At 36.4% G+C, this 26,844-nt stretch carries 28 protein-coding genes, 1 other RNA gene and 2 pseudogenes; 5 read left to right on the top strand and 26 right to left on the bottom strand.

All coding sequences use genetic code 11. The features are described 5' to 3' along the window. Nucleotides 1-8: 8 nt before the first annotated feature. Nucleotides 9-182 carry a hypothetical protein gene (locus J7E63_RS27000; protein ID WP_215018149.1) on the bottom strand — a complete coding sequence of 58 codons (174 nt, stop codon included), beginning with the start codon at nt 180-182 and terminating at the stop codon, nt 9-11. Between the two features lie 176 nt (nt 183-358). Between J7E63_RS27000 and J7E63_RS27005 the strand changes: the two genes are divergently transcribed. Further along, the gene (locus J7E63_RS27005; RefSeq protein WP_215018151.1) at nt 359-730 is read left to right on the top strand and encodes a VOC family protein; all 372 of its coding nucleotides are present in this window, start codon (nt 359-361) and stop codon (nt 728-730) included. A gap of 291 nt (nt 731-1,021) precedes the next feature. Here the strand turns inward: J7E63_RS27005 and J7E63_RS27010 are convergent, their stop codons facing one another. The 3 genes from J7E63_RS27010 to spxA all read right to left on the bottom strand — a co-directional run bounded on the left by J7E63_RS27010 (nt 1,022) and on the right by spxA (nt 2,073). Next, nucleotides 1,022-1,357, bottom strand: a complete 336-nt coding sequence (locus J7E63_RS27010) for an IDEAL domain-containing protein (RefSeq protein ID WP_215018153.1) — start codon at nt 1,355-1,357, stop codon at nt 1,022-1,024. An 88-nt stretch (nt 1,358-1,445) separates the two neighbouring features. Further along, the gene (locus J7E63_RS27015) at nt 1,446-1,580 is read right to left on the bottom strand and encodes a BA3454 family stress response protein (RefSeq protein ID WP_215007335.1); all 135 of its coding nucleotides are present in this window, start codon (nt 1,578-1,580) and stop codon (nt 1,446-1,448) included. A 97-nt stretch (nt 1,581-1,677) separates the two neighbouring features. Next, on the bottom strand, nt 1,678-2,073 hold the full coding sequence (gene spxA / locus J7E63_RS27020) for a transcriptional regulator SpxA (RefSeq protein ID WP_215018155.1): 396 nt from the start codon (nt 2,071-2,073) through the stop codon (nt 1,678-1,680). A gap of 364 nt (nt 2,074-2,437) precedes the next feature. Between spxA and rnpB the strand changes: the two genes are divergently transcribed. Beyond that, nucleotides 2,438-2,823, top strand: an RNA gene (gene rnpB / locus J7E63_RS27025) — RNase P RNA component class B. 309 nt (nt 2,824-3,132) lie between these two features. Here the strand turns inward: rnpB and J7E63_RS27030 are convergent. From J7E63_RS27030 to J7E63_RS29945, 8 genes are all read right to left on the bottom strand, one after another. Further along, on the bottom strand, nt 3,133-3,909 hold the full coding sequence (locus J7E63_RS27030; protein WP_215018158.1) for a 2-keto-4-pentenoate hydratase: 777 nt from the start codon (nt 3,907-3,909) through the stop codon (nt 3,133-3,135). 41 nt (nt 3,910-3,950) lie between these two features. Next, nucleotides 3,951-4,796, bottom strand: coding sequence for an FAD synthetase family protein (locus tag J7E63_RS27035; protein WP_215018159.1), 846 nt, complete (start codon nt 4,794-4,796; stop codon nt 3,951-3,953). Nucleotides 4,797-4,831: 35 nt separating this feature from the next. Beyond that, complete coding sequence (locus J7E63_RS27040; protein ID WP_215018161.1) at nt 4,832-5,296, bottom strand: flavin reductase family protein; 465 nt, start codon at nt 5,294-5,296, stop codon at nt 4,832-4,834. A 107-nt stretch (nt 5,297-5,403) separates the two neighbouring features. Next, nucleotides 5,404-6,222, bottom strand: coding sequence for an alpha/beta fold hydrolase (locus J7E63_RS27045; RefSeq protein ID WP_215018163.1), 819 nt, complete (start codon nt 6,220-6,222; stop codon nt 5,404-5,406). 127 nt (nt 6,223-6,349) lie between these two features. Continuing rightward, entirely contained in the window at nt 6,350-7,327 is a 978-nt protein-coding gene (locus J7E63_RS27050) for a catechol 2,3-dioxygenase (RefSeq protein WP_215018166.1), read from the bottom strand. Nucleotides 7,328-7,351: 24 nt separating this feature from the next. Then, nucleotides 7,352-8,554, bottom strand: coding sequence for an acyl-CoA dehydrogenase family protein (locus J7E63_RS27055; protein ID WP_215018168.1), 1,203 nt, complete (start codon nt 8,552-8,554; stop codon nt 7,352-7,354). Between the two features lie 311 nt (nt 8,555-8,865). Further along, on the bottom strand, nt 8,866-10,698 hold the full coding sequence (locus J7E63_RS27060; RefSeq protein ID WP_215018171.1) for a XylR N-terminal domain-containing protein: 1,833 nt from the start codon (nt 10,696-10,698) through the stop codon (nt 8,866-8,868). A gap of 488 nt (nt 10,699-11,186) precedes the next feature. Continuing rightward, entirely contained in the window at nt 11,187-11,372 is a 186-nt protein-coding gene (locus tag J7E63_RS29945; protein WP_251033804.1) for an ArdC-like ssDNA-binding domain-containing protein, read from the bottom strand. 758 nt (nt 11,373-12,130) lie between these two features. Here J7E63_RS29945 and J7E63_RS27070 point away from each other — a divergent pair. After that, nucleotides 12,131-14,350, top strand: a complete 2,220-nt coding sequence (locus J7E63_RS27070; RefSeq protein ID WP_251033805.1) for a YhgE/Pip family protein — start codon at nt 12,131-12,133, stop codon at nt 14,348-14,350. Between the two features lie 177 nt (nt 14,351-14,527). On the opposite strand, the gene J7E63_RS27075 is transcribed toward J7E63_RS27070, so the two are convergent. Both J7E63_RS27075 and J7E63_RS27080 read right to left on the bottom strand, forming a co-directional pair. Next, entirely contained in the window at nt 14,528-14,674 is a 147-nt protein-coding gene (locus J7E63_RS27075; protein WP_214718506.1) for a VOC family protein, read from the bottom strand. 164 nt (nt 14,675-14,838) lie between these two features. Continuing rightward, complete coding sequence (locus J7E63_RS27080; RefSeq protein WP_215018175.1) at nt 14,839-17,142, bottom strand: carboxypeptidase-like regulatory domain-containing protein; 2,304 nt, start codon at nt 17,140-17,142, stop codon at nt 14,839-14,841. 527 nt (nt 17,143-17,669) lie between these two features. Between J7E63_RS27080 and J7E63_RS27085 the strand changes: the two genes are divergently transcribed. Then, on the top strand, nt 17,670-18,008 hold the full coding sequence (locus tag J7E63_RS27085; protein ID WP_215018177.1) for a YolD-like family protein: 339 nt from the start codon (nt 17,670-17,672) through the stop codon (nt 18,006-18,008). A 1,001-nt stretch (nt 18,009-19,009) separates the two neighbouring features. Here J7E63_RS27085 and J7E63_RS27090 read toward each other — a convergent pair. After that, nucleotides 19,010-19,465, bottom strand: coding sequence for an N-acetyltransferase (locus J7E63_RS27090; protein WP_214733265.1), 456 nt, complete (start codon nt 19,463-19,465; stop codon nt 19,010-19,012). Nucleotides 19,466-19,900: 435 nt separating this feature from the next. On the opposite strand from J7E63_RS27090, the gene J7E63_RS27095 reads away from it, so the two are divergent. After that, nucleotides 19,901-20,080 carry an aspartyl-phosphate phosphatase Spo0E family protein gene (locus tag J7E63_RS27095; RefSeq protein ID WP_088090822.1) on the top strand — a complete coding sequence of 60 codons (180 nt, stop codon included), beginning with the start codon at nt 19,901-19,903 and terminating at the stop codon, nt 20,078-20,080. A 102-nt stretch (nt 20,081-20,182) separates the two neighbouring features. Here the strand turns inward: J7E63_RS27095 and J7E63_RS27100 are convergent, their stop codons facing one another. From J7E63_RS27100 to J7E63_RS27140, 11 genes and pseudogenes are all read right to left on the bottom strand, one after another. Further along, complete coding sequence (locus J7E63_RS27100; RefSeq protein ID WP_215018179.1) at nt 20,183-20,413, bottom strand: hypothetical protein; 231 nt, start codon at nt 20,411-20,413, stop codon at nt 20,183-20,185. Between the two features lie 488 nt (nt 20,414-20,901). Beyond that, nucleotides 20,902-21,033 (bottom strand): hypothetical protein, encoded by a 132-nt coding sequence (locus tag J7E63_RS30260; RefSeq protein ID WP_256942621.1) that lies wholly within the window; start codon nt 21,031-21,033, stop codon nt 20,902-20,904. A 203-nt stretch (nt 21,034-21,236) separates the two neighbouring features. Further along, a complete protein-coding gene (gene yhfH, locus J7E63_RS27105) occupies nt 21,237-21,365 on the bottom strand; it encodes a protein YhfH (RefSeq protein ID WP_215018181.1) in 129 nt (42 codons plus the stop codon). 242 nt (nt 21,366-21,607) lie between these two features. Further along, nucleotides 21,608-21,752: pseudogene (locus J7E63_RS30660) on the bottom strand (IS6 family transposase); the annotation flags it as partial. Between the two features lie 568 nt (nt 21,753-22,320). Next, entirely contained in the window at nt 22,321-22,494 is a 174-nt protein-coding gene (locus J7E63_RS27115; RefSeq protein WP_215018184.1) for a hypothetical protein, read from the bottom strand. A gap of 446 nt (nt 22,495-22,940) precedes the next feature. Beyond that, on the bottom strand, nt 22,941-23,924 hold the full coding sequence (locus J7E63_RS27120; protein WP_215018187.1) for a sugar ABC transporter substrate-binding protein: 984 nt from the start codon (nt 23,922-23,924) through the stop codon (nt 22,941-22,943). Nucleotides 23,925-23,980: 56 nt separating this feature from the next. Further along, nucleotides 23,981-24,160: pseudogene (locus J7E63_RS30665) on the bottom strand (acyl-CoA thioesterase); the annotation flags it as partial. 769 nt (nt 24,161-24,929) lie between these two features. Then, nucleotides 24,930-25,052 (bottom strand): GapA-binding peptide SR1P, encoded by a 123-nt coding sequence (locus J7E63_RS27125; RefSeq protein WP_081825451.1) that lies wholly within the window; start codon nt 25,050-25,052, stop codon nt 24,930-24,932. A 392-nt stretch (nt 25,053-25,444) separates the two neighbouring features. Further along, nucleotides 25,445-25,603, bottom strand: coding sequence for a hypothetical protein (locus J7E63_RS27130; RefSeq protein ID WP_168243672.1), 159 nt, complete (start codon nt 25,601-25,603; stop codon nt 25,445-25,447). A 164-nt stretch (nt 25,604-25,767) separates the two neighbouring features. Further along, nucleotides 25,768-25,902 (bottom strand): BA3454 family stress response protein, encoded by a 135-nt coding sequence (locus J7E63_RS27135; RefSeq protein WP_088090830.1) that lies wholly within the window; start codon nt 25,900-25,902, stop codon nt 25,768-25,770. A 497-nt stretch (nt 25,903-26,399) separates the two neighbouring features. After that, nucleotides 26,400-26,552 (bottom strand): hypothetical protein, encoded by a 153-nt coding sequence (locus J7E63_RS27140; protein WP_168243671.1) that lies wholly within the window; start codon nt 26,550-26,552, stop codon nt 26,400-26,402. Between the last annotated feature and the right edge of the window lie 292 nt (nt 26,553-26,844).

The raw sequence follows: 26,844 nt of genomic DNA on the forward strand, positions 1-26,844 counted from the left end.
TAATCATATTAATGATGTTCCAGGAATTTAATGGCTGACCGAATAGACCGAATAAGACTTGGTCCGATTAATTCTGCTAAATCCAAAAAGATATCAAGGAATCCCCACCATATGGATTCCTTTCCTTCTTCTTTTCTCTTGCCTCTTCTGGCTTTTCTTCTCTCTTTGAATGTATTCACCATACTCTCTCCCATCTCGTAACTAAATTTTTAACTTTTAAAAAAGTTTATTTTTGTTTGGCACTTGAAATAAACCACTTCTACTTTAATAATATGGTAAATGTTGTGAATTTCAAAGCACTCATTTATATTAAAAATAAATAAAGTTAATTTACACATTAATAAATGGAGGAGAAAATATGAAACTAGGTGCTTTTTCTGTAAGTTTAAACGTAAAGGACATTCATCAATCCAAGTTATTCTACGAAAAACTGGGTTTTCAGGCTTTTGGTGGTGAAATTAGTCAAAATTGGCTTATTATGAAGAATGAAAATTGCATCATTGGGCTATTCCAAGGAATGTTTGAAAAGAACATTCTGACCTTTAATCCAGGATGGAATGAAAATGCTGAAAATCTTGAATCGTTTACGGACATTCGAGACATTCAAAAGCAACTTAAGGTTGAAGGAATAAAAATGCTGACTAAAGCAACTGAAACAACAGAGGGACCAGCACATTTTATCATTGAAGATCCAGACGGGAATCAAATTCTTGTCGATCAGCATCGATGAAAAAGAGGAAATAACGGCCGAAAGTCAGTTAAATGCATGTGCTGCTAAAATACGTTTATCCTTTTTGTTACTTGTTTGTCCCGAAATTTAATCTGACAAATTAGGAGATTACGTGGATTCGTTTTTCATGAAGATATGTAACCCTTTAAGCAAATGCTTATGTAAAAGGTGCATTACTCCGTTTCTAGATTAATGCACCTTTGTGTTCAACTATTTGGACTAACCCTTTCCAATAAACATTGGATATTCCTTTTATCAAAATTCAACCCAAACGGAATTCAATGTGTAGTTTTAATGTACTTCATTAACTAGCTGCTTCATCGCGTTTAATTCCGCAGAAAGCGCCAAAAACCATTCCTTATCCCCTGTTGATAATGCCAAGTCTAGGAGGAATTCAATTTGTGTCTTGTTGGTAACATTAGAAACAGGCAGTTTTTTCACCCGTTTACTTAAAATAGGTATTGTTTTGCCAAACGTTTGAATATTGTCACTTGTAACAACCGTTACCTTCACTATTCCTTCTATACTTGACAGTGATTCAATATAACCAATGATTAATTCGCCCTCCGGTGATTCTGCCTTAATCCAATCACCTGTTTTTAAAATCGTATTATTATTGGAGAACATAGTTTTTTTCACCTTCTTAATTTTTTTGCGTTTAATCCTAGGATATGCCAGCATTATTAATCTGTAATTCCGTGGATAGCCGTTTTATTTAAATATCCCATTGTTTTTTTACTTGCTCTTCTGCGATTCGTTTAATTTTTTCCCATGTCATATCTTTTTCCGCTATGACATTGGTATGGTAATTCCGATTTTTATAATTTACTGTCACGAAAACTTCAAACATCAGTTATTCCTCCTTTTAAAAAACAAATATTAATTAAATATATTAAGGTTTTAATTTTAACTGTAAAGACTAAGCATTTTGCCCTTATTATTTCATATTAATTGGCCTCTTTTTGCAATTCGGTGTACAAATAATTTCGTATCCTACGGGGCAGAAAACTACGAATTTCGTCCTCGTTATATCCAACCTGTAATCTTTTTTCGTCCAGGATAATTGGCCGGCGCACCATTTTGGGATGCTCTATAATTAATTTATACAATTCATTAAGCGGAAGAGATTCAATATTTACGTTTAATTCTTGGAACGCCTTCGAATTCGTTGAAATAATCTCGCTAGTACCCTCTTCTGTCAAGCGAAGAATCGATTTAATCTCATCGACTGTAAGGGGCTGAGATAAGATGTTTCTTTCTATATACTCAATTTGATGTTCTTCAAGCCAAGCTTTCGCTTTTCGGCAAGAACCACAACTCGGTGTCGTATACACAATCACCATACTTTTACACTCTCCTTCGTGTGTTTTGGCAGAATATTTAAATGTAATAAAAATATTTACAGTTGCTATACTGTAAATTTAATCGATACAGTTCATTTTGTCAATTGTAAAGTTTTGGTTTGAAGGGTATTAGGCTTTGATCAGAATCTTATTGAAGAAGTCCTTGTACTAAAAGCGAAATGACACTTTTCTAATCCTTAGGCATTGAGGAAGTGTTTTAATATCTAAATTGCTTAATAAATAAAAAGTTACTTGCATTTAATAAAATCCCTAAATATTCCATCACTGGAGCTAGCATCCTAATGACCATTTCATTTCTTTTATGATATATTTCTTATCGTAGTCGATGAGCAAACAAACATGAAATGGTGAGTAATCGCGGCTTATGTTTACATGAGTTGAGGAAAGTCCAGGCTCGCCCGGTGCTGCGATGCCCGGAGTGTTCGTGCCATCTGCAAAGGTGGGCAGCAGACTTCGTATCTGCTGACGGCGGAGAAATCATGCTAAGTCCTCAAGGATATGCTGAGAGTAACCTGAAAGTGCCACAGTGACGAATTCTTCTGGAAACAGAAGAAATGGAACGGGTAAACCCCACGAGCGAGCAACCCAAACTTTGGTAGGGGCACCATCCTGCGGGAATAATGAACCAAAGGGATGGATCGGTCTTCTAGACTGATAGTCATATGATTACACCTGTTGTGCGAGATTGGCATCGCTAGAGCACGCAGGAACAGAACCTGGCTTACAGCCATTTCATGCGCCGAATTCATCAACTGTTAGGGATATTATTCCCTTATATTGTTCCATTCCTTAAATCTCTCGGTGCAGACATACCCCTGATCAGGTTGGATCACGGTACCCTGTAGTAAGTAATCCGCTGATAATAAAAAAACATTCCTTACAAAATGTAAGAAACGTTGATAAATAATCTTTTCTGAGACAATATGATACCAGTTGTCTGGGTCGAACCGAAATTCCAGAGGAAGAAGATTTTGATTCTTGCAATTCTGCCACACCGGCATTATGTTAAGCAGGTATGTAAAAATAACCGTTCGTAACTTAACCAAAAGATACCTCAACTTTTCCTAACTGGCTAAACTCAGCTGTAAAGACATCTCCCTTTTGAGCTACAACAGCCGCAGATAAGGCTCCAGATAAAATGACTTCCCCAGCTTTTAAAGTAACATCGTATTCTGCTAGCTTATTTGCCAGCCATGCAACACATGTTGCTGGGTGACCTAACACATCAGCCCCTGTCCCTTTATTCATGAACTCACCATTTTTAAAAAGACTCATTTCGATTTTCGTTAAATCCATTCCATTTGGATCGAACCTTTGACCGCCTAAGGTGAACAATCCACAAGAAGCATTATCCGCAACCGTATCTTCTAATTTAATTTTCCAATCAGTAATACGGCTGTCAACAATCTCAATAGAAGGAACAATATATTCTGTTGCTTCTAGGACGTCTTCCACTGTAACATCTGGCCCTTTCAAATCTTTTTTCAACACAAAAGCAAGCTCGCCCTCTACCTTAGGGTTAAAAAGCGTTTCGATTGGAATGCTGCCACCATTCGGAATATCCATACCATCCAATAAATGACCGTAATCGGGCTGATCAACTCCTAATAGCTCCTGCATCGCAAACGAAGTTAACCCGATCTTTTTCCCAACGATTTTTTGGCCATCCTTAACCTTCTGATCAATACTTTTCATTTGAACTTGGTAAGCATCTTGAATAGTGATATCAGGATACAAATCCGTAAGTGGGGCAACAGACTTTTTGTTTTTTTCAGCTTGAAGTAAATGCTTATAGGCTTCTACAATTTGAGCCACTTTTAACCCTTCTTTCTATTAATAATGGGTTTATTTTTCATCTATACAAATAAGGGACGACAAAAAGTATGATCCTTTTTCCCCGTTTGAACCTTTTCAGCCTTCATCCGCCGGTTCCAGACGATGGTCAAGTTTCCTTCGAGCCATGATGGAATCTGATCTATATTAGTAAGTGTTACGTTTTTCTCGTTTACCATCACTTCGGTCTGCAAAGATTTGCACTTATTCTTCAATGTCACATCATAGCTCCCAGGCGCAGGGAGTGTATAGTGCGAATAGGGAGTTAAAACTGATCCAGCGCCTTCGCATTTTAATTCGTAAGAGTGCCCGATAAGATAGGGCAGCTCCTCGACATTCCCATCTAACAGTTGTTGTCTGATACGAGTCGAACTGATTTTTTCCCCTTTGTACTCCACCTTGTCGACCGTAGTTACATCCATCCGACCTCCGGAATCTTGTTTCAATGTATCCATATTCCCTGCACCAAGGCTGCCATACGAAAAGTCATATCCTGCAACTGCATGAATAACACCCAGATTGATTAGGTATTCCTTAACAAATGTTTGAGGTGACAACCCTGCAAAGTCTTTATCGAACTCCACAAGGTAAAAAGTATCAACACCTAGTTCACTAAGCTTCTTTTCTTTTTCGGACTGCGGCATTAAATAGTGAAAACATGCCTTTCCCCGGATGACCGTTTTCGGGTGAGGAAAGAAACTCATTACTGACAGTGAGACTTGACTTTCCTTTGCTTCCTGCAATGCAGTTTGAATCACTTTTACATGCCCATGATGGAGACCGTCAAAACATCCAAGTGCCATAACATTTGAGCTTGCCATTTCCTGATAAGCAGCTAAATTTTCCTTACTTAAATAGATCGTTTCCATACAGTCTCCTTTCATGTTCCAATAATGAAGTCAGCTTATACTTCTGCCAATGCACGATATTTTCCGTTAAAGAACACAAGCGGTTCCTTCTCTTCAAGATGAATATCAGTTACTTTTCCAATAAACAAAGTGTGATCTCCTTCAATATGCTCCGCGGATACTTCGCAAGCCACCTGCGCGATCGCGCCTGCTAACACTGGTTTGCCATCTAGACGATCAAAAATAACTTCACGAGGTTCCTTGATTTGTCCCGCAAAGATCATCGATAGCTCTTGTTGATCCGCAGCCAAAAGATTCACCGTAAAGATCTGGCTTTCTTTAATTTTATTTAAAATTTTTGCCCTTTCTCCAATTGAAATGACAACAAGCTTTGGATCAAGGGATACAGACATGAAGGCATTTGCCGTCATACCATGTACATCCCCATCCAGTTCTGTCGTAATCACGGTTACCCCTGTAGCGAATTTTCCCATGGCCGTTCGAAATTGACGATCATCCATCTCTATAAACCTCCCAAGATTACTTATATAATAGTAGGAAATATGAAATTACCCACTTACTTTTCGAAATCCTCCATTACACGTAGGGCTCATCTTTATTAAATTCATCATTTAATAAATCTTAAAATATTCTCCACGAACGGCTCGGTTTTTTCGATTTGTGTCCAATGCCCGCACTCATTAAATACATGTAGTTCTGCATGCGGAAGCAATTCAATAAGTCGATAGCTTGTGTCTGCAATGGGGATAACCTGGTCATTCAAGCCATGGAATAATAGTGTTTGTACTTTAATGCTTTGAATTTGTTCATCGATTAACGCCAATTCGTCCAGTTTTTGTTGGCGAGGCTCTGGGAACATTGCCGAAAATGCATCTTTCACCTCAGGTTCAATACTAGCTTCATAGCGAAGACGGACTAATTCTTCATTTTTCGCTGCTTTTTCGTCGTACGAGAATAATTCAATTAATTCTCGCATTGACTCCAAACTTGGCTCATACCCCCAAACACGTTCTAACCCTTCTGAAATTTGGTGCTTTATGCCAACACTACCCATTAAAATTAATTTTTTCACAAGGTCGGGTCTTTGGTAGGCAACATGGAGTGCTAATGCGCCGCCCATTGAGTTGCCGACTAAATGAACAGGCTCATCCGACACAGATTCAATAAAGCTAATTAAATGTTGTACCCACAATTCAACGGTATATTGATGATTGGGGAGTTTATCGGTTTTACCAAAACCTATAATATCTGGTGCCAATACATGATAGGATTCACTTAAGCGTGGGATAATTAAGCGCCAGTTTGCGAAGGCAGATACACCTGGCCCTGACCCATGAATTAATATAATTTTTTCTGCTCCTCTCCCTTCCTCATGATAGTGTGTGTTAATCCCATTCACATCCATATATTTTGAGATAATCGTCATAACGCATTGCTCCTTCCATCTATTAATAAAGATAGAGGAAACTATTGAAAGCTTCCTCTCGCTTTTACATTCCATACATGGTGAGCTTGTACAATGGAGAAGCTCACCATTAATTATTCACCAGCATTTATTTTAATGGTGCAACTGCCTTTTGCTTCACTGGCGTTCCATATTCAAAGAACTCTTGTGGTAAATTAGAGCCGTACCAAATAATTGCATGCTCTAAATCTTTCCCTTTCCATTCAACCGTTTTCCAGTCTGGGTCAAAAATTTGATAACCTGTGTCACCGAATAATTCAACACGATTGCCCCCAGGTTCGATTACATATAGGAAGTAAGCCTGAGAGACACCGTGCTTGCCAGGACCTGCTTCAATTTTAAACCCATGCTCCACCAATAATTCACTTACATCCATTAAATGTTGGGGATAGCCGTACCAATAGCAAATATGATGTAATCTTCCTTTTTCAGCTAACGCGTCTCCCATGATGGCAACTTCGTGCACTAATGAGTTTGAACTTAACCATGCTGCTACATCTTTATTATCATCATTTAGAATACGTTCGCGCACTTTAAATCCTAGTGCATTTTCTAAGAACTCAACATTTTTATTTGTTTCGCTCGCTAGGACATTCACATGGTCTAAGCGACGTACTGGCACACCGCGACGTGGACGCCTTTGTGGACGGTTTAAGAGTGGTGTAGCTTGTTCCTCATTCGCTTTGAAATATTCAACCTCCCAAAGAATTTCCATTTTATGTCCATCTGGTGTGGTAAATTGATAGGCTGGTCCATGACCGACATCGCCTTCAATCCACCCCATTCCATAACCTGTCGCTTCAATTTCTCGTACCCGACGCTCTAGAGCTTTTGGTGAAGTGGCACGCCATGCCACATGCCCAAGACCCGCTTCATCATTTTTCGTAATGATCAATGTATGATGATAAAAATCCTCGTAAGCACGCATATAAACAGAATCACCTTGGCGGTGCGATTCTTCCATCCCTAAAATTTCTTTAAAAAACCAAACAGACTCTTCTACTTTAGGACTATAAATTTCAATATGTGCCAGATGTGCCACATCAAAAATAGGTTCTTTCATCATTTCACATTCCCTCCAAAGTTTTATTTACCAAATTGGGTTTCCTTTAAAGCCAAAGATTGACTTGCCATATGAAGCCATTGAATCTTCGTAATGGTGCGTCGGATGAGAAGCCGCTGTCATAATGTCACGCACAAACAATTCGGTCGGTTGCCCTTTAAATACGGAGTTTCCACCTAAAGTTAGTAAAATACGGAGCGCCATCTCAGAAGTCGTTTTTGATATATGCCCACGAATCCCGAACAATTTTTCACGTTCTTCTTCATCCAATGTTGTAATGCCATTTTGCTCGTAATACGTTAACTTCTCACAATATTCCTTTGCTAAGCCTTTTAAAGCACTTAATTGTAGTTTTAATTCAGCCAGTACGCGCTGGCTGCTAGCTGCTTCTTTTTCATTTGCATTATTGTTAAAAATACGAATCCGATTTTCTGTTTTTTCTTGGAAAATATCAATCAATCGTTCAACGCCGCCAATCTGAATAAATTGGAAGCCCATTAAGAACCATGGGATATATGGTACATTGAAAATTTGATAGTCAGGCTCAAAATTACCATCTACTGGACCTGCACCGTTAATGACACGGGTTGCATGGAAAATTCGATTCGGCGGTATGTAAACGTTGTCAACTTTTACCGCGTTACTTCCTGAGCCACGCAAGCCCATTGCATCCCAGTTATGGACGATTTCCGCTTCCTCCTTATTCAAAATAAACATGCAATATTCCGGCTCTGTGCCATCCTTTAACTTGGCAATTGCGCCTAAACCAATCCAATCACTCCAAAGCACGCCACTGCAGAAGTTCCATTGGCCTGAAAGGCGATAGCCTTCTCCATCATCTGTTACTTTCCCGACAGGGGCAAATACGTCTGCCATTAATCCACCATGATTGTATAATTCATCACGGCTTTCTTTTGGTAAAAACGCAACCCAGGTTTCATGAATAACAAAGAAGTAACTTAACCAGGCAGCAGCGACACTATAATTGGCGATTGTGCGGATTATTTCACCAAACGTAAAGTAATCCAAATATTGACCACCATAAGCTTTCGGTCGCATAAGCTTATGAAAACCAGCTTCCTTAATTTTTTCAATCACTTCATCTGGAAGCTTTGAATCTTGATCTGCCTTTAAAGCGTATTTTTCAGCTAATAATCCGACCTCCTTTGCCCTCTTAAGAAGTTCTTCTTTGTTGGGAGTCTTTTTAACTTCTAAAAGATTAACTGCCATATACCTTCCTCCTCTTAAGTAAACGTTTTCAAATCCTATCAAGCATCTGCTACTAATTTGAATTATAATATTTAGAATATTTTAAATATACCTACGATAGATACTGAATTTAGATTGTTTTTAAAACGTTTCCTATTAAATATTTTCTTTATATATTTAATTGGATTGCGTAAATCATGATAAGTAACCGTTACAAAAGAAAGAGAGTTAGCTAGATAGTTATTGTAAAATGATGATCCAAACAAACCTTTTTTCATATTTAACTAAAAAAGCCTTGTCCATCAACAAGTGAATGGGCAAGGCCTTATATTTTAAAACTCAATTTTTCCTTTTGCTTTTAAAATATTGATTGCTAAATAAAGTGTGAAGGCATATTGTGTATCATTAAGATCATGGTTTAAAATCTCACTAATTTTGGCCAATCGATAGCGTAATCCGCTAATCGACATGGATAATTCCTTCGCAGTATCGTTAATACTGCTTCCATTATCTATATATGCAAATAACGTTTTTATTAACTCAAATTCATTACTATCTACTTCTAACAACCTACCAATATGTTGATTCACAAAGCGCTCAATCAACACATCATCCTGTATTTGGAATAAAACGCTTTCAATTCCAAGATCTTCGAAGTAATATACATTTTTTCGATTGTTTGTTGCACGTAATGCCGCTAATGTTTCCTTGTATAGCGTGACAGTTTGTGAAAACTCCTGGATGACAGAGCTAACACCAACAGAGATCCTATATTTTGGGAAGCGCCGTGAACAATGCTTTAACAATTGATCAATAAACGTAGACTGTGATATATGCAAACTTTCAAAAGGAGGGTACTCCATTAAAATAATAATTTTGTTGAGTTTTTGTGAAACGATTGAATTGATCGTGCGCTCTTTCAAAAACATATGAATATGACGAATCAATTCTTCATTAAACGCTATTTCATGTTCGATTTTTGACTCCTTTACAAATCGTTCTATCGTAATCATCCAATAGGTCGAGGAAGGATTGAAATCTAAATAATAGGCGATTTTATACATTTCTTCCTTTGCTAATCGACCTTCCAAGATATCATTTAAAAAGCTCCGTTTAATCGTTTGCTCCGTAGTAACTTTTATACTTTCATTCAATAATATAAGCGAAGACGTTATGGCAGCCTTTTCAATAATCATATAATCAAGCTCATTCGGCTGAGTCTCTCCTGTATAAACAAAAGAACAATAGCCTTTCATTTGCTGTCCATAAAAAATTGGGGTGCGTAACAATGAAAGCTTTTCTGAATAACTTACAAATGTAGTGTTGGAATCTCTAAATGTATTTAAAGTAAGTGGATTTGGAAGATTTCCTGATTTTACAATGATTTGATTATATTCATCTTCAATAAAGACGGTTAAACCAGTCGTTTCAAATAAAATATCAACCACTTTTTGTAACCCTTGGTTCGACAGTAGTTCCTCAATTAATTGCCGGTGTATATCGCTCGCTTTACTTAAATGGTCCCGCTCCATTTTTAATTTCGCTGTTATTTCATCGAGTTCCTTGATCATGCTATTCGCTTGATAGTAACTCAGGTCACTCGTAATTTCATCTCCCCATTTTTCAATAGGCATACAAATACATTTGCATTGCTCGTGGCCCATCGCTCGACATTCTACTTCCTTAACAAGGATAGGCTGTTGCAACACTTTTGACAGGTAACCGCTTGCATATCCACACAAGGTGTGACAAACAGGCCCTTCACTGAGGCCATTGGCTTTTAAATATTGAGATGCCTCAAACGTATTAATCCAAAGGACTTCTATAAAATTGCATTTCTTCTGCTCATCAAAACTCATTTCCAAAATTTCCACTTTATCTAAGTAACCATGCAACTTGTGAAATTTAGGACCTGCATATACCAAATCTAACTCATCGTCCCATTGCAACGACATGGCTTTTTCCGCATCACTCACTCCACAATGCCAGCCGTAGCGAATAAACACGCCCCTTGTTCGTTCAACGCCAATTACATTAATGAGTTCATTTTTCAAATTTGTTCTTGCTTCAATAGGTATTGAAATAATTCGTTCATAAAATTCATTCAAAACTGTTTCTTTAGGTGATTCAAAAGCATCTTTTATGTGCATTTGGTTAAAACTCATATTTACTCAACCCCTTAGTCTGCGCTCCTGAAAAAGTGCCTGTCCCACTCGAAATTTGTAGCATTCGACAAGTGACAGGCACCTTTTAATTTTTAGCGTTTAAATACGAATCTATAGAATCCTCTACTTCCTTTGCGACTAACTGAACGTTCATTATGTAATTATTCAAACAACTAAGAAGAACTATTTATTTTAGTAGTATTATAACATAATATTCAGAATTTTATTTACTTAGTTGTTATCCGGTGCGTTGATATATCCTTTAAAAATTTCCTCCTCCTTTTCAATGGGATCATGATCAAAGGTTTCAATGCTTCTTTTACTTTCTAAGCCGGTACACTGTTTATTAATCTCCCAAACACGGTAATAGAAAGGTTTGGCAAAAGTCTTTTTCTCCTTTGATTCTTCGTCCTCCTTCTCTTTCCAAAGCCAATAGACAATGATATGAGAATTTTTTAATTCCTTTTTTTTAATTCATCCACCTGCTTCTAAAATCTGTTTTTTGGATGCATAATCCCCGGCTCCACTAGGAAAATATTGATTCCCCGGTATGGTTTTTGTGTTTTCCAGTTAACCGCATTGGAGTTGGTCCACGGCTGGCGCCACGGTACAACACCCTTTTCTAATTTTTCGATGATTTTTTCTGTAATGATTTCATACACGCTTTTTGCCATTTGGTTTTTCCTCCTTTGACTTTCTATAGTTTTAGATTTTTGGAGTTTGGTTTTAAGATTTTCTTTTTCCTTTTGACTTGCGAAGCGAGTGAGTTCCCCATAGGAGGATGATTTTTCCCCTTTTGCAAGTAGAACGAAAAACACGCATAGGCAATGGGTCAAGGGTGCTCTTCGCACAAAAAGTTTTTTGCCCCTTGACCGATTGACTAGCCTTCGTAGCCAGCCGGAAAGGTTCGGGTTCCTACCGGCTGAAAGGTTAGAAGGCTTGCGTTGTTTTACGATTCGGAAGGCAAAATGGAAAAATCAATAATAAAAGCAGCCGTTTCGGCTGCTCTCCTATTTTCTTTTATTCTTTTAATCTTTTGATTTTCCGATTTTCGGCTCGTTTGGTATGGCGGCGTAAGCTGTAAATGGAACAGGAACCTACGGAATGTAGGCGCGAGCCGTACAGTCCGTGGTTATCGGGCCATTTAATGCCGAAGCGACACGTACGGAATGAAAGAAAGGGTGCTTTTTCCTTTCTGATCAGTCCGTAGTGCTGCCGCCCAGAGTACGTTCGGTATGTTTTTAGCCAAGATTTTAAACAATGTGGGATAATCGTTTCCAGAAGCTGAATTGGGTCAATATAAAAAGTATTCAAAATGGAAAAATGAAGTATCTAACACCCAAGGACATCTTATAGTAAAATTAGCCTATGAAATAAGGGTCCTACAAAATAAATCGGTACCCGGAAACAATGGGGGATAAAATAGTTGAATATGATAAGGGGCGAGTGGAGAAATATTTTCAGCCATCGCAAAACTGGATTAACATTGATAGCCATTCTTTTTATACCGTTGCTCTATAGCAGCATTTTTCTATCCGCTTTTAGAAATCCCTATTCTAAAACTGGGGACCTTCCAATTGCAGTAGTAAATAAAGATCTGGGATCAACATTTGCTGGGCAGAATTTGCAGTTGGGAAAAGACTTGGTTCATGATTTGAAACAGAATCACTCGTTTAAATGGAAATTTACCAATAGTAAAGAAGCGTTTAAAGGATTAAAAAATGAAGATTTTTACATGGTAGTCGAAATTCCAAATGATTTCTCTAAAAATGGATCATCCTTGTTAGACGAACATCCTAGTAAAATGGGGTTGAGATATTACACAAATCCAGGGAAAAACTATACTGCATCAAAGATAGCAACCTCTGGAATGAGTAAAATCAATGAGAAGATATCAAATTCTATCACAAAACAATATGCAATCACATTATTTAATAGTTTAAATCAAGTAGGTGATAATTTACAAAAAGCAACTGACGGAGCGAATAAAATTGACCAGGCTGCCAACAAAATTACAAATGCTTCCGAAACCCTACAAGACTATTTGCAGAGTTTAGCTGTCGGCACCGTCTTATTTAAAGACGGCACACAAAGGATATACAATGGAACACAACAATTTCAAACGGAAATTGGCCAACTGTCTAACGGGGTTCAAACACTTAATAGTGGGATGGGTAATTTAGAAAATGGCTTGGGAGTCCTTAACAAAAATGGCGAAATTCTTTCTAAAGGTTCTAAAGAATTAGAACAAGGAGCTAACGATCTTAAAAGAAACTTACAGCAGGCATACCAGGGTACAATTGGGATTCAAGAAAAAATTGACCCACTTTTGATCGCGTTAGAGGATGTAAATGTAAAAAAGCCTGAAATAATTAGCCAACTGAACTCCTTACAACAAATTATTCAGGGCCAGAACCAACTAATTAAAGAACAAAAAGAGCTTATCAATACAAGCAAAAGTCTTTCAGAGCAAGAGAAACAACAGTTGCTTTCGAATTTGGATCATTTCATGTCTCCTTCCACCACAGGAGCGCCGGTTGATTTAGAACAAGGAATCACTGAATTCGAGTCTATGCTGTTAACCGTTTCACAAGGTTCACAGCAAGTGCAGAGTCAACTTGATCAGTTTGTAAAAGGACAACTATCGATGTATGAAGGTGCTAAAAAATTGGCAGAAGGGCAACATACCTTCAGTTCAAATCTAGGGACATTTAACAAAATGTTAGCCGAAGGACATAGTGGTGCTAACAAATTAAAGAATGGAACCAGCGCTGTTTCCGACAGTATTTTAAAAATCGAAAAGGCAAGTAATCCATTTGCAAAAGGGATGGAAAAACTGAACTCAAGTGCAAATCAGTTAAGTGAAGACTCTCAAAAACTTGCAGATGGTTCCGTATCAATATATAAGGGAGCTTCCCAACTATCTAACGGAACGGGTCAATTACTTTCTTCATTACAATCCGGTGCTACAAAAGCGAATGAACTGAAATTGAATGATAAAAATTTTGACATGTTTTCTAATCCAACAAAGTTGGAATCTCACAAAATCAGCGAGGTAAATGATTATGGAGCTGGATTAATTCCTTATATTTTGGCTATAGGCTTGATGGCTAGTGCATTATTTTTCTCTTCTACCTATCAACTTAAGGCAACACCGTTAAAACCATCATCTGGGGCTTCTTGGTTTCTCAGTAAGCACAGTGTAGTGATTATGGTTGGGTTAGTTCAATCCATTCTAGCAGTAACTATACTTATCCAAGGCATGGGCCTAGAAGTTAAACATGTATGGGGCTTATATCTATTTACAATATTGACCAGTCTAACTTTCCTATCTTTGGTGCAAATACTCTGTACCATTTTCGGAAAAATCGGACAGATGCTTGGATTCATTCTACTCTTACTGCAAATTGGCGGCAGCTCTGGCACATTCCCAATAGCTTTAGCACCTCCATTTTACCAACACATACATGCATTCCTTCCAATGACGTACGCGATAAAAGGATTTCGTGACCTTATCTCGATTGGAAATGATCTGCATGATGTATGGAGCCATGCACTAATGTTAGCCGTGTTTGGATTTGTCTTTAATGCTGGTACTTTCTTATTTTTTGTTCTTCAATTAAGACAAAAGAAAAGCATCCCTGCCGCTTAAGAAAATCTTTTATATGTAAATGAATAAGCCCATTATTTCTTTTTATAGAGATAATGGGCTTATTTATATTGACTTATTTAAATTGACTTATTTTCTAATTGATAATCCTTAATATTGACCTCCAATTTAAAATTTACCTATGAAATCGAATAATGGCATATTATGCATTTCCAACTTTCACTTCACAATGCTCAATTTTTTCCCATCGCTATTGACCATTCTAGTTTCCTCGTCAGCACGAAATACATTCTTGTAAAATTCTATTGCATTTTTAGCATCATGCACTGCCAACATCGGGATGGCAACAGTAATGTCCCTTCTCATTTAGCAACTCCTCCCTCAGCTTAATACGATTTTCTCACGTATAAACCCTTAGGAGGGCTAATTTTTTCTAAAATTAAACAAAAAAGGGGGAACCTCAACAGGATTCCCCCAAAAGTTTAATAAGGTTTATTGCAAGCCATCTTGCAGATTAATGTCTAAAGAACTTACTTCCTTTCCATCCACAAAGAGTTTCCCATCCGTAATCGTAAATGGTTTATTAAAGTTAAATGACCATGTTGGAAATCTTCTACGGATGAAAGTTGGTATTCCCCATCCGGAAGCCGGAATTGATAACGGCCATTTTGAATCCAATTTGAACCACTCCAGTTGCCATCTTTAGAACTGATTTCTACATAACCATCCGTTACTGGTTTTTCTCCATTATACACAGTACCTGATACGGTTATAGGAGCTGCAGCAATGTCAAGCTGCTCTGTAAGCTCACCATTTACATATAATTGGCCTGTTACGATGCTAAATTCAGTTCCAGGCCTGAAAGCTGTGCCATCATAAAGATACACCTCATAGACCTTGTAATCGCCATCTGGCAGGCGGAATTGGAATCTGCCTTCCTCATTGGCCCATCCCCACGATTGCACAGGGTTATCAGCATCGTTCATCTCCATGATGTAAAGATCACCCATTATCGGATTTCCTTTTTCTGTTAGAGTTCCCGTCAAGGTGATAGGTGGGACCGAAATCTCTAGCACATCCTTTAATTGATCATTTACATATGTCTTTCCATCCATAATAGAAAAAGAAAGATCAATGAAGGCATTTGTTCCATCCTCTAAATAAATTTCTCTTACTGTATAGTCACCATCTGCTAAACGCATTGTAAAGGTACCATCCTGGTTAAGGCTCTTCCCGCCATAAAAACTTTCATCAGCTGAACTAACCAAAATGAAGCCATTCGATACAGCCATTTCTCCATCTTTAACCAATCCATGGACACTAACTGGAGGGACCTGCAACTCTAGAATAGATTGCTCTTGGCCAGCGATAAACAGTTTGCCATTTATGATGTCAAATTTGGTAGACAACGAAACGTCCTGTCCTTCTTCAAACAGGTAACCACCCCTAACTTGATAGCTCCCATCCTTTAAGCGTAACGAGAAGATTCCGTTTTCATCCGTTATCGCATCATACCACTCGTAGCTTCCGTCTTTTGACAGTGTTTCAATGTAAATTACGCCCTGCAATGCAGCCCCTGAATCAAGAAGCTTCCCATTAAAGGTAACAGGTGGCAAATCAATGTCTAAACTTGACGTTACTTTTCCATTTTGAATAAGTTTTCCACCACGTACCTCAAATGGAATGTTCACCCTCGTGCCGCGGTTTTGTTCATTTATATAAGTTACTGTATAACTGCCGTCATGTAATCTATATTGGAAGCTACCTTTTGAGTCAACTGGTGTCCCGTACCCATAATACACTCCGTCTGATGTTTCTCCTTCAAAATTTACATATGCATCCGTAATTGGCTTCCTTCCTTCAGAGAGGACACCTGTTACGTTAATATCTGGAACGGTTATTTCAAGTAAAGAAGCCTTTCTTCCAGCAACATAAACAGTTCCCTCTACCACTTCAAATGTTACGTTATTCCATGAAGAATAGGTTTCGTGGTAAACACTAATGGTATAGGTACCATCAGCTAATGCTCTTAAAGAAAATTTACCTTGATTGTTCGTTACGACATATTGAATAAATTCCGTGTCGTATTCCTTATCAGAAAGATATTTTTCTAACACTACGCCCGCCTCTGATAATGGCTTTGAAGTATCCCCAACTTTCCCCATAATTGTATCTACAGGGATGTCTATAGATAGGTTTGTTTGTTGTTTACCATCCACTAACACCTTACCATCTTCGACAGTGAATCCCAGCTCATACCGATAAAAACCATTATCTACTTCTATCCCAAACAGAAAGTAATGACCATCTGGTAATGAAGCAGAAAAGCTTCCATTACCTATAGATGATACTGTATAAATTTCCTCATCGTGTTCCCCATAAATAATTAAATCGGCCTTTAAACCATTGCTTCCTTCCTTTAACACACCATTAAAATTACTAGATTGATTTAAAGGCTTCTTCTCTTTTTTCTTGTCTGAAAGATTAATTTCGTCTTCTTTTAATCCTTTGATTTTACCTTTACTTACGACAAAGCTTTGATTTGTACTATACCAAGTAGTGTTTTTGCCTTTAACACCTTTTACCGTGTATGTACCATCTGATAGCTTTGTTTGAAATGATCCTTTACCGTCCGTCATGGTTTGAATCCAATTTAATTTACCCTTTTCACGTATGGTAACCAGGGTGTTTTTTAAGGGTTTGCCACTCTCCTTAATCGACCCCTTTACAACTGCAGGGATATGGCCCTTTGTTGGTGCTGCATTTGCAATACCGTTTGTTACCCCCATGATACATACCAATAATAAAAGCATGTACATTATTTTTTTACCCATTCCTGTTCCTCCAACTCTATGAGTAAAAAAATGATAGTTTTAGTTTAAAAACTATCATTTTTTTCCAATTTAATATATTCGCTATATAACAATAAATCCCTTTCCAAATTTCACCAAATATTATTTTAAGTTCCGCTGTTTTAGCAGATAGAGCTACCTTCCATGGCCAAACAGGGATATGAAAGTTCCTCATAATACCTTTATTCCCTTTTTGTATAATAATGAGGAAATGGTGCATTATTCAGCAATGAATAAAGTTTCCTTGTTCAACTTATAAACCAAATGTGCAGTTGGATTTGCATGCTCTTTCCTTTCTGATCAGTCGGTAGTGCTGCCGCCCAAAGTCGTTTTGTATGCTTTAAACCTTAAGATTATAAAGTCCTTATTTCTGAAGAAAAATCGCATCCTTAAGGCTGCATGACTGGCAAAAATCTGTAGGAGGATTAAGGAATATCTAAAATTTTGTAACATACTCCTTGAATAACTAGAACAAATGTTCCTATAATATTTTGAGAGGGGAATTTTTAATGAATAAAGATCATAAAGATCGTGGTATGAAGAAATGGAATGGCTTTTTCGTTCCTGAAACCATAAAAATGTTGAAGGATCTTTGGGAGGATGATCATAAAACTCCTAGACCACATCTCGATGAAACAAAAATTGAAGAGATGGAACGGCTATTATTTGAATGCATGGCCACCAAAAAACTATTAGAAATTACCATATGGACAAACGGCTTTTTTACTTCACGCGTTGGATTTGTAACAAAAATTGATCCTCTAAAGAAAAAAATTCAAATTCAGGCTGAACTGGGATCCACCATCAATCTTGATTTCTTTTCCTTAACCAATGTAATGGGCAAATAAATACTTACCATAAAAAGGTCAAACCTTTATATTATTGCCCTTTAATAGAAGGGATTTTTTCACATTCATAGAAATATATAGAAGACAAGTCATTATACGAGGGGGATTTGAATGGAGTTTTCAGTTCTCGTTTCATGGTTGCAATATTTCTTGTTGGTTATGATGGGTGGATGCTTGATTTTTTTCATCATAGTGTTATTTTTCTCCAATAGATACACAAGGAGTACATTAAATCAAATGGAACAAAACGAAAAAATGGAAGAAATACAATGAATGTAACGGTGAACAGTTTTCAGTGTTTCCGCTAGTTAAAATATTTAGCCCTTCCAGTAAAATGTTGAGTACATACACTTAAGCTGAGAAGGGCTGTTATATGGTTGAGTGCAAACATAACAATTATGATCCACAATGAGAGGGTAATCATTTCAAGCGTTGCCCATTTCATATCTTAAAATTTTAGAAGAATGAAAAGTGTCGTAAAAGTCGTTTCTAAATATCGAAGTATTAATTCCCAATAAAAAACTGGATATCGATTTAATCGATCCAGTACGTATTATTGATATGAAGTTTTACTTATCATTCTCATTCACCCATTTTCCACATATTTAACGAACAATTAAGTATTTTATTATAAGGACAATCTAATCTGTCCCTAGTATCGGCCCCACCTACGCCAGATACGCTGACGGCCACGCATGCCATCCAACCCACTATTTATTATAATAGAAAGCGCTTACATTTTCAAGTTTAAATTGAATTTTCAGAAATTTTTCTTATAGTTATATATTTACTGTTAATTTAAATGGGCAAAATCCTCCCTTTATCTTCTCTGGCAAAACCAATTATTTACTTGGGTCTTTTCTCGCACGTCGTATTGTAATTACAAATCTAGAATTTATCATTTCCTAAACAACGAAGAAAATGGCACCACATAATGGCGCCATTCCTATTTCTCTTGTAAACTGCCAAGTTTAATATCACTGTATGCAACCTATCTGACCTTACCCAACATACTTAATCATTGCGACTTCATCACAGCAATCCAACTTAGGACAATTCATACAATCCACCCACACTTTTTCAGGCAGAGTCTCCTTTGCTACGATCTTAAAACCACATTTTTTGAAAAACTCTGTTTCGTATGTGAAAGACATTACACGGCTAATTCCAAGTTTCGGTGCATCACTTATAATACGATTAACTAATGTGCGACCAATACCTTTTCCAGCATAATCGGGAGAAACAACCAAAGATCGTATCTCTGCCAGGTCCTGTCCTAAAACATGTAATCCTGCAACCCCTAGTATATTATTATCCTCTTTCATAACATACAAACATTGTAAATGTTGATAGAGTGATAAATACGTACGAGGCAATACGATTCCTTTTTCAGCATAAATTTGGATTAAATCATAAATATCTTTAACATCACTTGTCACTGCATGGTAAATATCCATTCTGTATCTCCTTTTGCAATAATTATTTATAAATATACAATAATATGTATTTTTATTCAATAATTTTAAGGACAAAAAATTTTTTATCCCCTTAAGTAAAAAATAGCTTGGATCAACCTCCTAAGCTACATTGCCATTAACAACTCCTATCTTAATTCATTTTCAATCGTTCCTTCTCCTGTTCACAAAATTCCTCAACTGTTGATTTACTCCGGAATGAAGGAGGAAACCGAAAAAAGCGACAAGTACGACTGAGAGAAAGGCCTCTTGTTCCTTTCTTTTCGCCCTAAGTTCTTTTATCTACAAAATTTTTTGTAATGTTTTAGGGGGTTTTGTCAGATGTATTCCAATTAATTAAAATTTTTCGCATAATAATAATGGCGAGGAAAACCAATTTATCGAATTAAAAACAGTTAAAGAGAATCAGGGGAATGTATGATGTTTATCGAGATTGAGGAACTAGAAGACCGGATCAATCAGATGAGAAAGATTTTGATCCTAATTGCGGGAAAAACTGGATTAAATAGCGATGACACCCTTTGTTGCAGTCGGAAATTAGACGAGCTCATCACGATGTATCAAAAAAGTAAAAATCAACAACATTCAGAGGTTTGATTAAAGTCCTGTATTTTCACAAATGAATACGGGAATTTTTTTTTGATTTTCTTTTGATGGTTACATAGTAAAAGTTCACAAGATGGTTAAAAACATCCCTTATTACGTTACATTTTGCGTAAATTGAATAAAATTATCCAGAGCCTTTTGAGCGACTATCTGTTCAAAGTCGCATGGTTGCTCTAATGTAATACCTCTATGACTTGCAACTGAAATCAGTAAACCTAATTCATAATACATATTTTTCGTTAATAATCCTTTTTCAATGTTTTTTATTATTTCATCATAAAAAGCAATTAAAAAATCAGTAGGTAACTTTTCATAAAAATCCATGTTTACATCTCCCCCTATAAAAAATGTAGAAAAACCTTTTTGGACAAACTAGAATCACCTTCCCCCATTATAAATAAGTGATTGTAAAATGTTTGTCGATTTAACCGAATATTTACAATAATCCAACAATTTTTTATCTTTAATTAATAGTTAGGAAATGGCTTAGCGCAACGGGCTTCAAGTTTGTGAAGTTTTTTAAGCGACCTTCTTAAAAAAGTTCACAAACTTTGCGAAGCGCTAGCGTAGCACCCTTGACCGCCCTTATGAGCAAACGATTACAATAAATAGAACAAAGAAGGAGATTAATAGGGGCCGTATAATGCGATCCAACGGGCTACCGTTGGATAGGTTTGGGCGAGAAGCCCAAGGACTTTAAGATTTTCGACTCGTTTGGTACGGCAGCCTGCCGTAAATGGAACAGGAACCTACGGAATGTAGGCGTTAGTTAATAGACTAAACTAATAAGAGGATTCTATGTTCCAGTCTGATTAGTTACTTACTATAATTTGAATTTGTTCTGTCGTTAAGTTCCGAATAAACTCAATAAAATCAATGGCCTTAATTCCAAATTCCTCACATTTCTCCATATACCTGCTATAGGCTTGTTCATACATTCCCATTTTACTTGTTCTCCTTTCGTTCTGTACCTGTGACTTTTTGAAAGATTATTCATAGGAAGCTAGTTTTTGCACTATCTTCATGCCCTGTTCTTGGTATGAGCCCCACCTACGCTGTATACCGTGATAGCCCCCCTGCTATCTGACCTATAGTTGTGAAAAAGGAACAGGGCAATCATCTAGCACGATTAATCATATTCGTTACCTTAGGCTTCATGATTTCCGATGCATCTTTCACACTCATCTAAATAAGATTCGTGTTGCTCCTCAATGGTGTCTCCACATTCACGACATTCTTTTTCCGGTAAGTTACGGTAGAATTCTAAAGTTAACATTTTCATGACCTCCTGATATAGTGGATATATTTGTTAGATTGATTGTATTATAACAGATTTTAAAAGTCAACAACTGTTATATAATTATTTTTGAGTTTACTAGGTGTGAGGTTTTAGATTGAAGATAGTCAAAAAGATGGTTCTGGTGCAAAAATCATTTGATAGAGACATAGAACTAAATGACCTGTTCAATGACAGTTTATGATGCGATTCCAAACAACTTATGTATGAATTTGACTTCATTTTGACGCCTTCAGGCATCAGCTTTTCCTCTTTTAACTGTTCAATGGCTAAAGGATACGCTGGATTTTCATCAACCGTTACGACACGTGGTGTTGTAGAATGACAAACAGCCAAGGCTTTTTTGAAAAAGCGCTTGGCTGCTTTGGATATATCCTTTAAAAATTTCCTCTGCTTTTTCAATAGGGTTATGGTCAAACGTTTCATTGCTTCTTTAGCTCTCTAATCCGATGCATTGTTTATTTATCTCCCAGACTCGATAATAAAAGGGATTGGCATAGGTCTTCTTCTTTCTGTCATTCCGTACGTGTCGCTTCGGCATAAAAAGGACCGATAACTACGGTCTGTAAGGCTAACGCCTACAAACTGTTAAGTTTCATTGACCTTCTCAACGATCCCTTTGATTCCATACTTAAAAAGATCAATCATCAATACATTTCTACATCTGTCCCTGGTAATGGCCCAACCTACGCCGAATACAATAACGGCCACGCATGCCATCCAACCCACTATTCATTAATTATAATAAATATTCTAAAGGAAATAGGAAATAAATATCAAACTATAGAACTAGGAATATTAGATTAGGAGGTTGAGAAAGGAAGAAATGAATCTATTCCAATATCAGGGGCAAGAGGAAGATCATTATACAAACATTTTAATGTGCATCTTGGATTACAAGAACCAATTAATTCTACCTCAGTTTATTAAGGGATTAATACCCCATCAGGCTATTGATTTCGATCCACTCGATGGCTTCTTGTTTGCTGCTGAAATCATCGGTTAAACGGACAAATTGTGTGAAGACTTCGTCTTCTTGAAAAAATCTACCTACATAAAACCCTGTGGTTGATTTTGCAATCTTCAATCCATCAAAACTTGTTTTCATTCTCTATCACTCCTTTTTTGTTTGACCTCTCCGAATCTTTGCAAAAAGGGCTGTCAACGGGCTTGAAGTTTGTGAAGTTTTTTAAGCGTACTTCTTAAAAAACTTCACAAAGTTTGCGTAGCACCCTTGACTGCCCTTATGAGCAAACGATTACAATTAAGAGAACAAAGAAGGAGATTAATAGGGTCCGAGCGTATAATGCGATCCAACGGGCTCCCGTTGGCTGGTTTGGGCGAGGAGCCCAAGGTCTTAAAGGTTTTCGGCTCAAAGAATAATAATAAATCCCTTTTTGTGTAGGAACGGAAAATGATATCTTTAACTACAACTTCTTTTTTTGTTATTGCTTATCTGTATAACGTGGAATATCTTCGTTTTTTTCTGTATAGTGGTAATTCTTGACGCAAAAAAATAAACTGCTTTTTGTTTAGAAAAACAGTTTGCTACGATCATAATAGTTCATATAAAAAATGTTTGAATTTCTCAACTCTGCTATATAATCTATTGTTTATAAACGCTAATCTGTCTTTTGCGTTATCTTGGGTTAAAATATCAACCCCGCTATCAATCCTTTTTGGGACATGTTCCCCCTTAACTGCTTTTATTGCTTGTTTTACGCTTAAATACCCCATATCATAAGGATTCTGCGTCACTGTAGCGCTCAGTTTTCCTGCATCTACAGCTTCCAACATTTCTGTAATGCCATCCGTTCCAACTATAGGAATTATTAAGCCTTCTTTTTCTGCTGTTTTTAATACATTTAGGGCAATTAAATCGTCAGTAGCAAGTACCCCTTGGATATCTGGATGATTCTGCAAAATATTTTCTATTACAGGTATTGTCTTTCCAAATCGATCTTCTCCTAACTGTTCTGTGGCAATCTCGATTCCGGCTTTTCCTAAGACCTCCTTCGCTCCCTTTAACCGCTCCACCTCAGCATGATCTTTTAAAGTTCCATGAATAATTGCTACTTGATCCCCTGACTGCAGCATGGATCCTAGCAGCTCTCCTGCCATTATGCCCAATTTAAAGTGATCCGTTCCTATATAAGTGACTTTGTCTTTCCAGTCAGCGTCTCTACCAGCAAATAATACGGGAATGTTATTTTTCTTATATTCCATCAATACTGGAATGGTAACGGAGGGGTGCATGGGAGTAACGATCAGTGCATCCGGATGTTGTCTTAAAACTTTTTTCAATGTATTAGCTTCATTTCTAATGGGATAGATGGAATCAGGTGCTATCACTTGACCATCTATGTCAAAATCATTAAACGCTTTTTTAGCTCCTGATTCAAAAATTCTCCAATACTCTAAGTCTAAACTTTTCGCAACAACTACCACTTTAAGCTTCTCATCTTCTTTCAAAAAATGAACGATAAAGCTTATTAAAACTGTAAGACATACTAATGAAACGATCCTTTTCTTTTTCAATATTCTCCCTCCTAATGGACGATCGGGATTTTATACGTGTCATAATCTGTTAAAATTTAAATGCATCCGAATCGTTTTCCTTTCCTTTCTTTACGTATTTTTGCTCGCTTTGGTGCGGTTTCATGTAGTTTTTTCTCTTCTTCTGTTTATGGAATGACTTATAGAACACGCGTTGGGCGTTTATGTTCATCAAGTGCAACAAATGTTAAGAGAGCAGTCGCTGCCATTTTACGATTTTCCAATTTCATGTAATACTAGAGTAATCATCTTTTAGAAATTCGCCACCTTCATAGACTCCTAAAAAATAAAGTAACAGGATAGTAAAAAAAGTAGTATGAACCCTTATCTTCTTCACTTACTTTTCACCGGTTAACTATAAACCAGAAATTTAAATATTAAGCGCTTTCACATTCCCTTTAATAATACTTTAGGTTTAATTTATAATAAGAACTACATAATCATACGGAAAAATACAAAACAAGTTGAAATCGTTGGTTAAACCGATAATATCCAAAAAGCCTACCCAAGACACTTCTTCCACTTGCTACCCCTCCTGAAATGAAGAATTTATGCAAATTTGCTCCTCCACAATCCTGCCCGTTAATTGAACAACTTAAAGCTTCGTTTCACTTTCTAATAATTCCTTCTCTTATTCAAGAATATGGCCCTTTAATGGAACACGATTGGCGATTTTAAACATTTATTACTCCAGAAAAGGTCTATGATCGGAATGAAAAAAAGAAGTTGTTTAAGATAATGAATATTTCTAGTTGCATAATACTTATTCTCAGCAATTAAAAGCCCATCAGATAAATCTGATGGGTTCAGAGTGTAGACAGACCCCTTTTTCAAAAAGTTATCTGAAGAAAAAGGGGTTTTGTTTCTTTTTTAGTTACATATTTGGTTATTATCCTGAGAAAAAACACCATATATTGATGATTTATTAACTATAAAAACCGTTCTCAACATTTGAGAACGGTTTTTATAGTATTGATTTATCTTGAATTATTTAGAAGCCTTCTTTTGTTTTTTATCACAGCAAGTGCATTGTCCGTACAAAGTTGATACTTTCTCATTCTCAAAATGATCAATTGTGTTATTGCAAATTTGGCAAATGATAGTTCCCATTAGAAAAACCCCTTTGTTTGAATTTTATAAGATAGACAATTTTAACCTCTTAAAATGTAAGCGATTTTTATTTGTTGATATTATAATAGTATGTCACATTTTGTTTGTCAATCGTGAATTGTATAACACATTACGAGGGATTATGTCGATTGTTAGGAAAACTATAAATTTAAGGTTCTGGTGCGAAATTTCAGATAACTTGAAATTTATCTATAAATCTTAAGTTATGACACTTTTGGAAATTACTTTTGGACAAGGTTGTCACTTTAGGATTTATTTTGCACCTTTCAGAGAGGTATAGACTAGGTTAATAAAATGCGGTTACAAAAAAGAGCATCTATCTTAAAAAGATAATGCTCTTTAATTTATATGTATTATTTTATTTAAAAAGTTTAGGAAGCCTTGCGCTCTTTAGCGTTCTTTAGTTCCCTTAACCTTTCTTTGATTAACTCTCTTTGTTCCTCGGTAATAATAAAATCCGTAAGACGATCCTCAAAATGAGCGATACGTCTTTCCAACTCCTCTATAGTAAGGTTATTAGTATTCTTCATAAACCCACCATCTCCTCTTATTATAATTTATATATAATTAATATCTTCATAAAATCCTCCAAAGCCGCTATTGGCAGCGGGATATTCAAGTAAAGGAAGCTATCCAAAATCTATTCTTCAAGTGGAAGTTCCATTCGAAATCCTTTTAATCCCAGGATCCGTATTTAATTTGCCCATTGTTTCAGAACTTGTTCTTTTGCTATACGATAAACTTCATGTTCTGTTTGGTTTTTGGTAGCTATTACGTTGGTTTGATAAACTTTACCTTTATGTGTTACATAGATTGTATACTTGTACATTTTGTTCTATCTCCTTTATATAATTCTAATAATTCTCACTTTTTGTTCATTCCACTTCTCTAATAAATCCAATTTCATTTAGTTATCCCTATAAATGTTGTTTAACTTTTTTTTATTTTACAAATAAAATGAAAGTGATTAAAGCTAAAAAAAAGGTCAAGATTTGACAAATTCTCAACTTAACAAAAATTAATATACTCACTAGCAACGGTAATGACTGGCAAAGTCAATAAAATCAACAAACTTTTTATGATTCTAATCTCTTATGTATTTTGTTACACTTCTTATAATGCAGAAAAATGTCGAAATATAAAAACTAAAAAAGGCCGACTCCTTATACCAATCTTAAATTACCTTTTTGTTTTAATCCTTAAACTAAATTTCCCCAAAGTAAAAAAACCACCTTTGCTAAGATGAATTTCTTACTTATTTAGTAAACTAATGCACCCGAGTTGAACAAGCTCCATTTCTTCTATTGCACATTATGTTCGTTTTGTTCACTTTTGTTTAGCCTTTAATCGTTTTAATTTTCTTTTATGGGTTCTTATAGCTGTTTCCGTATCTTTTATACTTGTTGTAACCACTCCATTGCTTTCTACTACCACCAAATTATTAATTCCGCCTTGAAAGTTTTTATAGGAAATATACATAAATATCATCCTTCCATTATGAATAATATTTGTCTTTCCTTAATTTATTTTTTTCAGGTATAACATCCGGTTACTTACGATAATTCTAGCCTTTATTTTTTTAGTTTAGATTAAAAAGTCGTAAAGTTTTCTTTAATTATTGCCGAATAGACCACTCTAAAATGTGCTCAATAGTTTTAAATTACGACATTAAAAAATTATATTTTCCTCCTGTTCTTCCACTAGTCGAGTAGAAGCGAGCCTTTCTACCTTGCGGTAGATTGTACTCCACCCTCCGGGTAGAAAGGTCGCC

It is taken from the genome of Bacillus sp. ISL-75 (assembly GCF_018613095.1).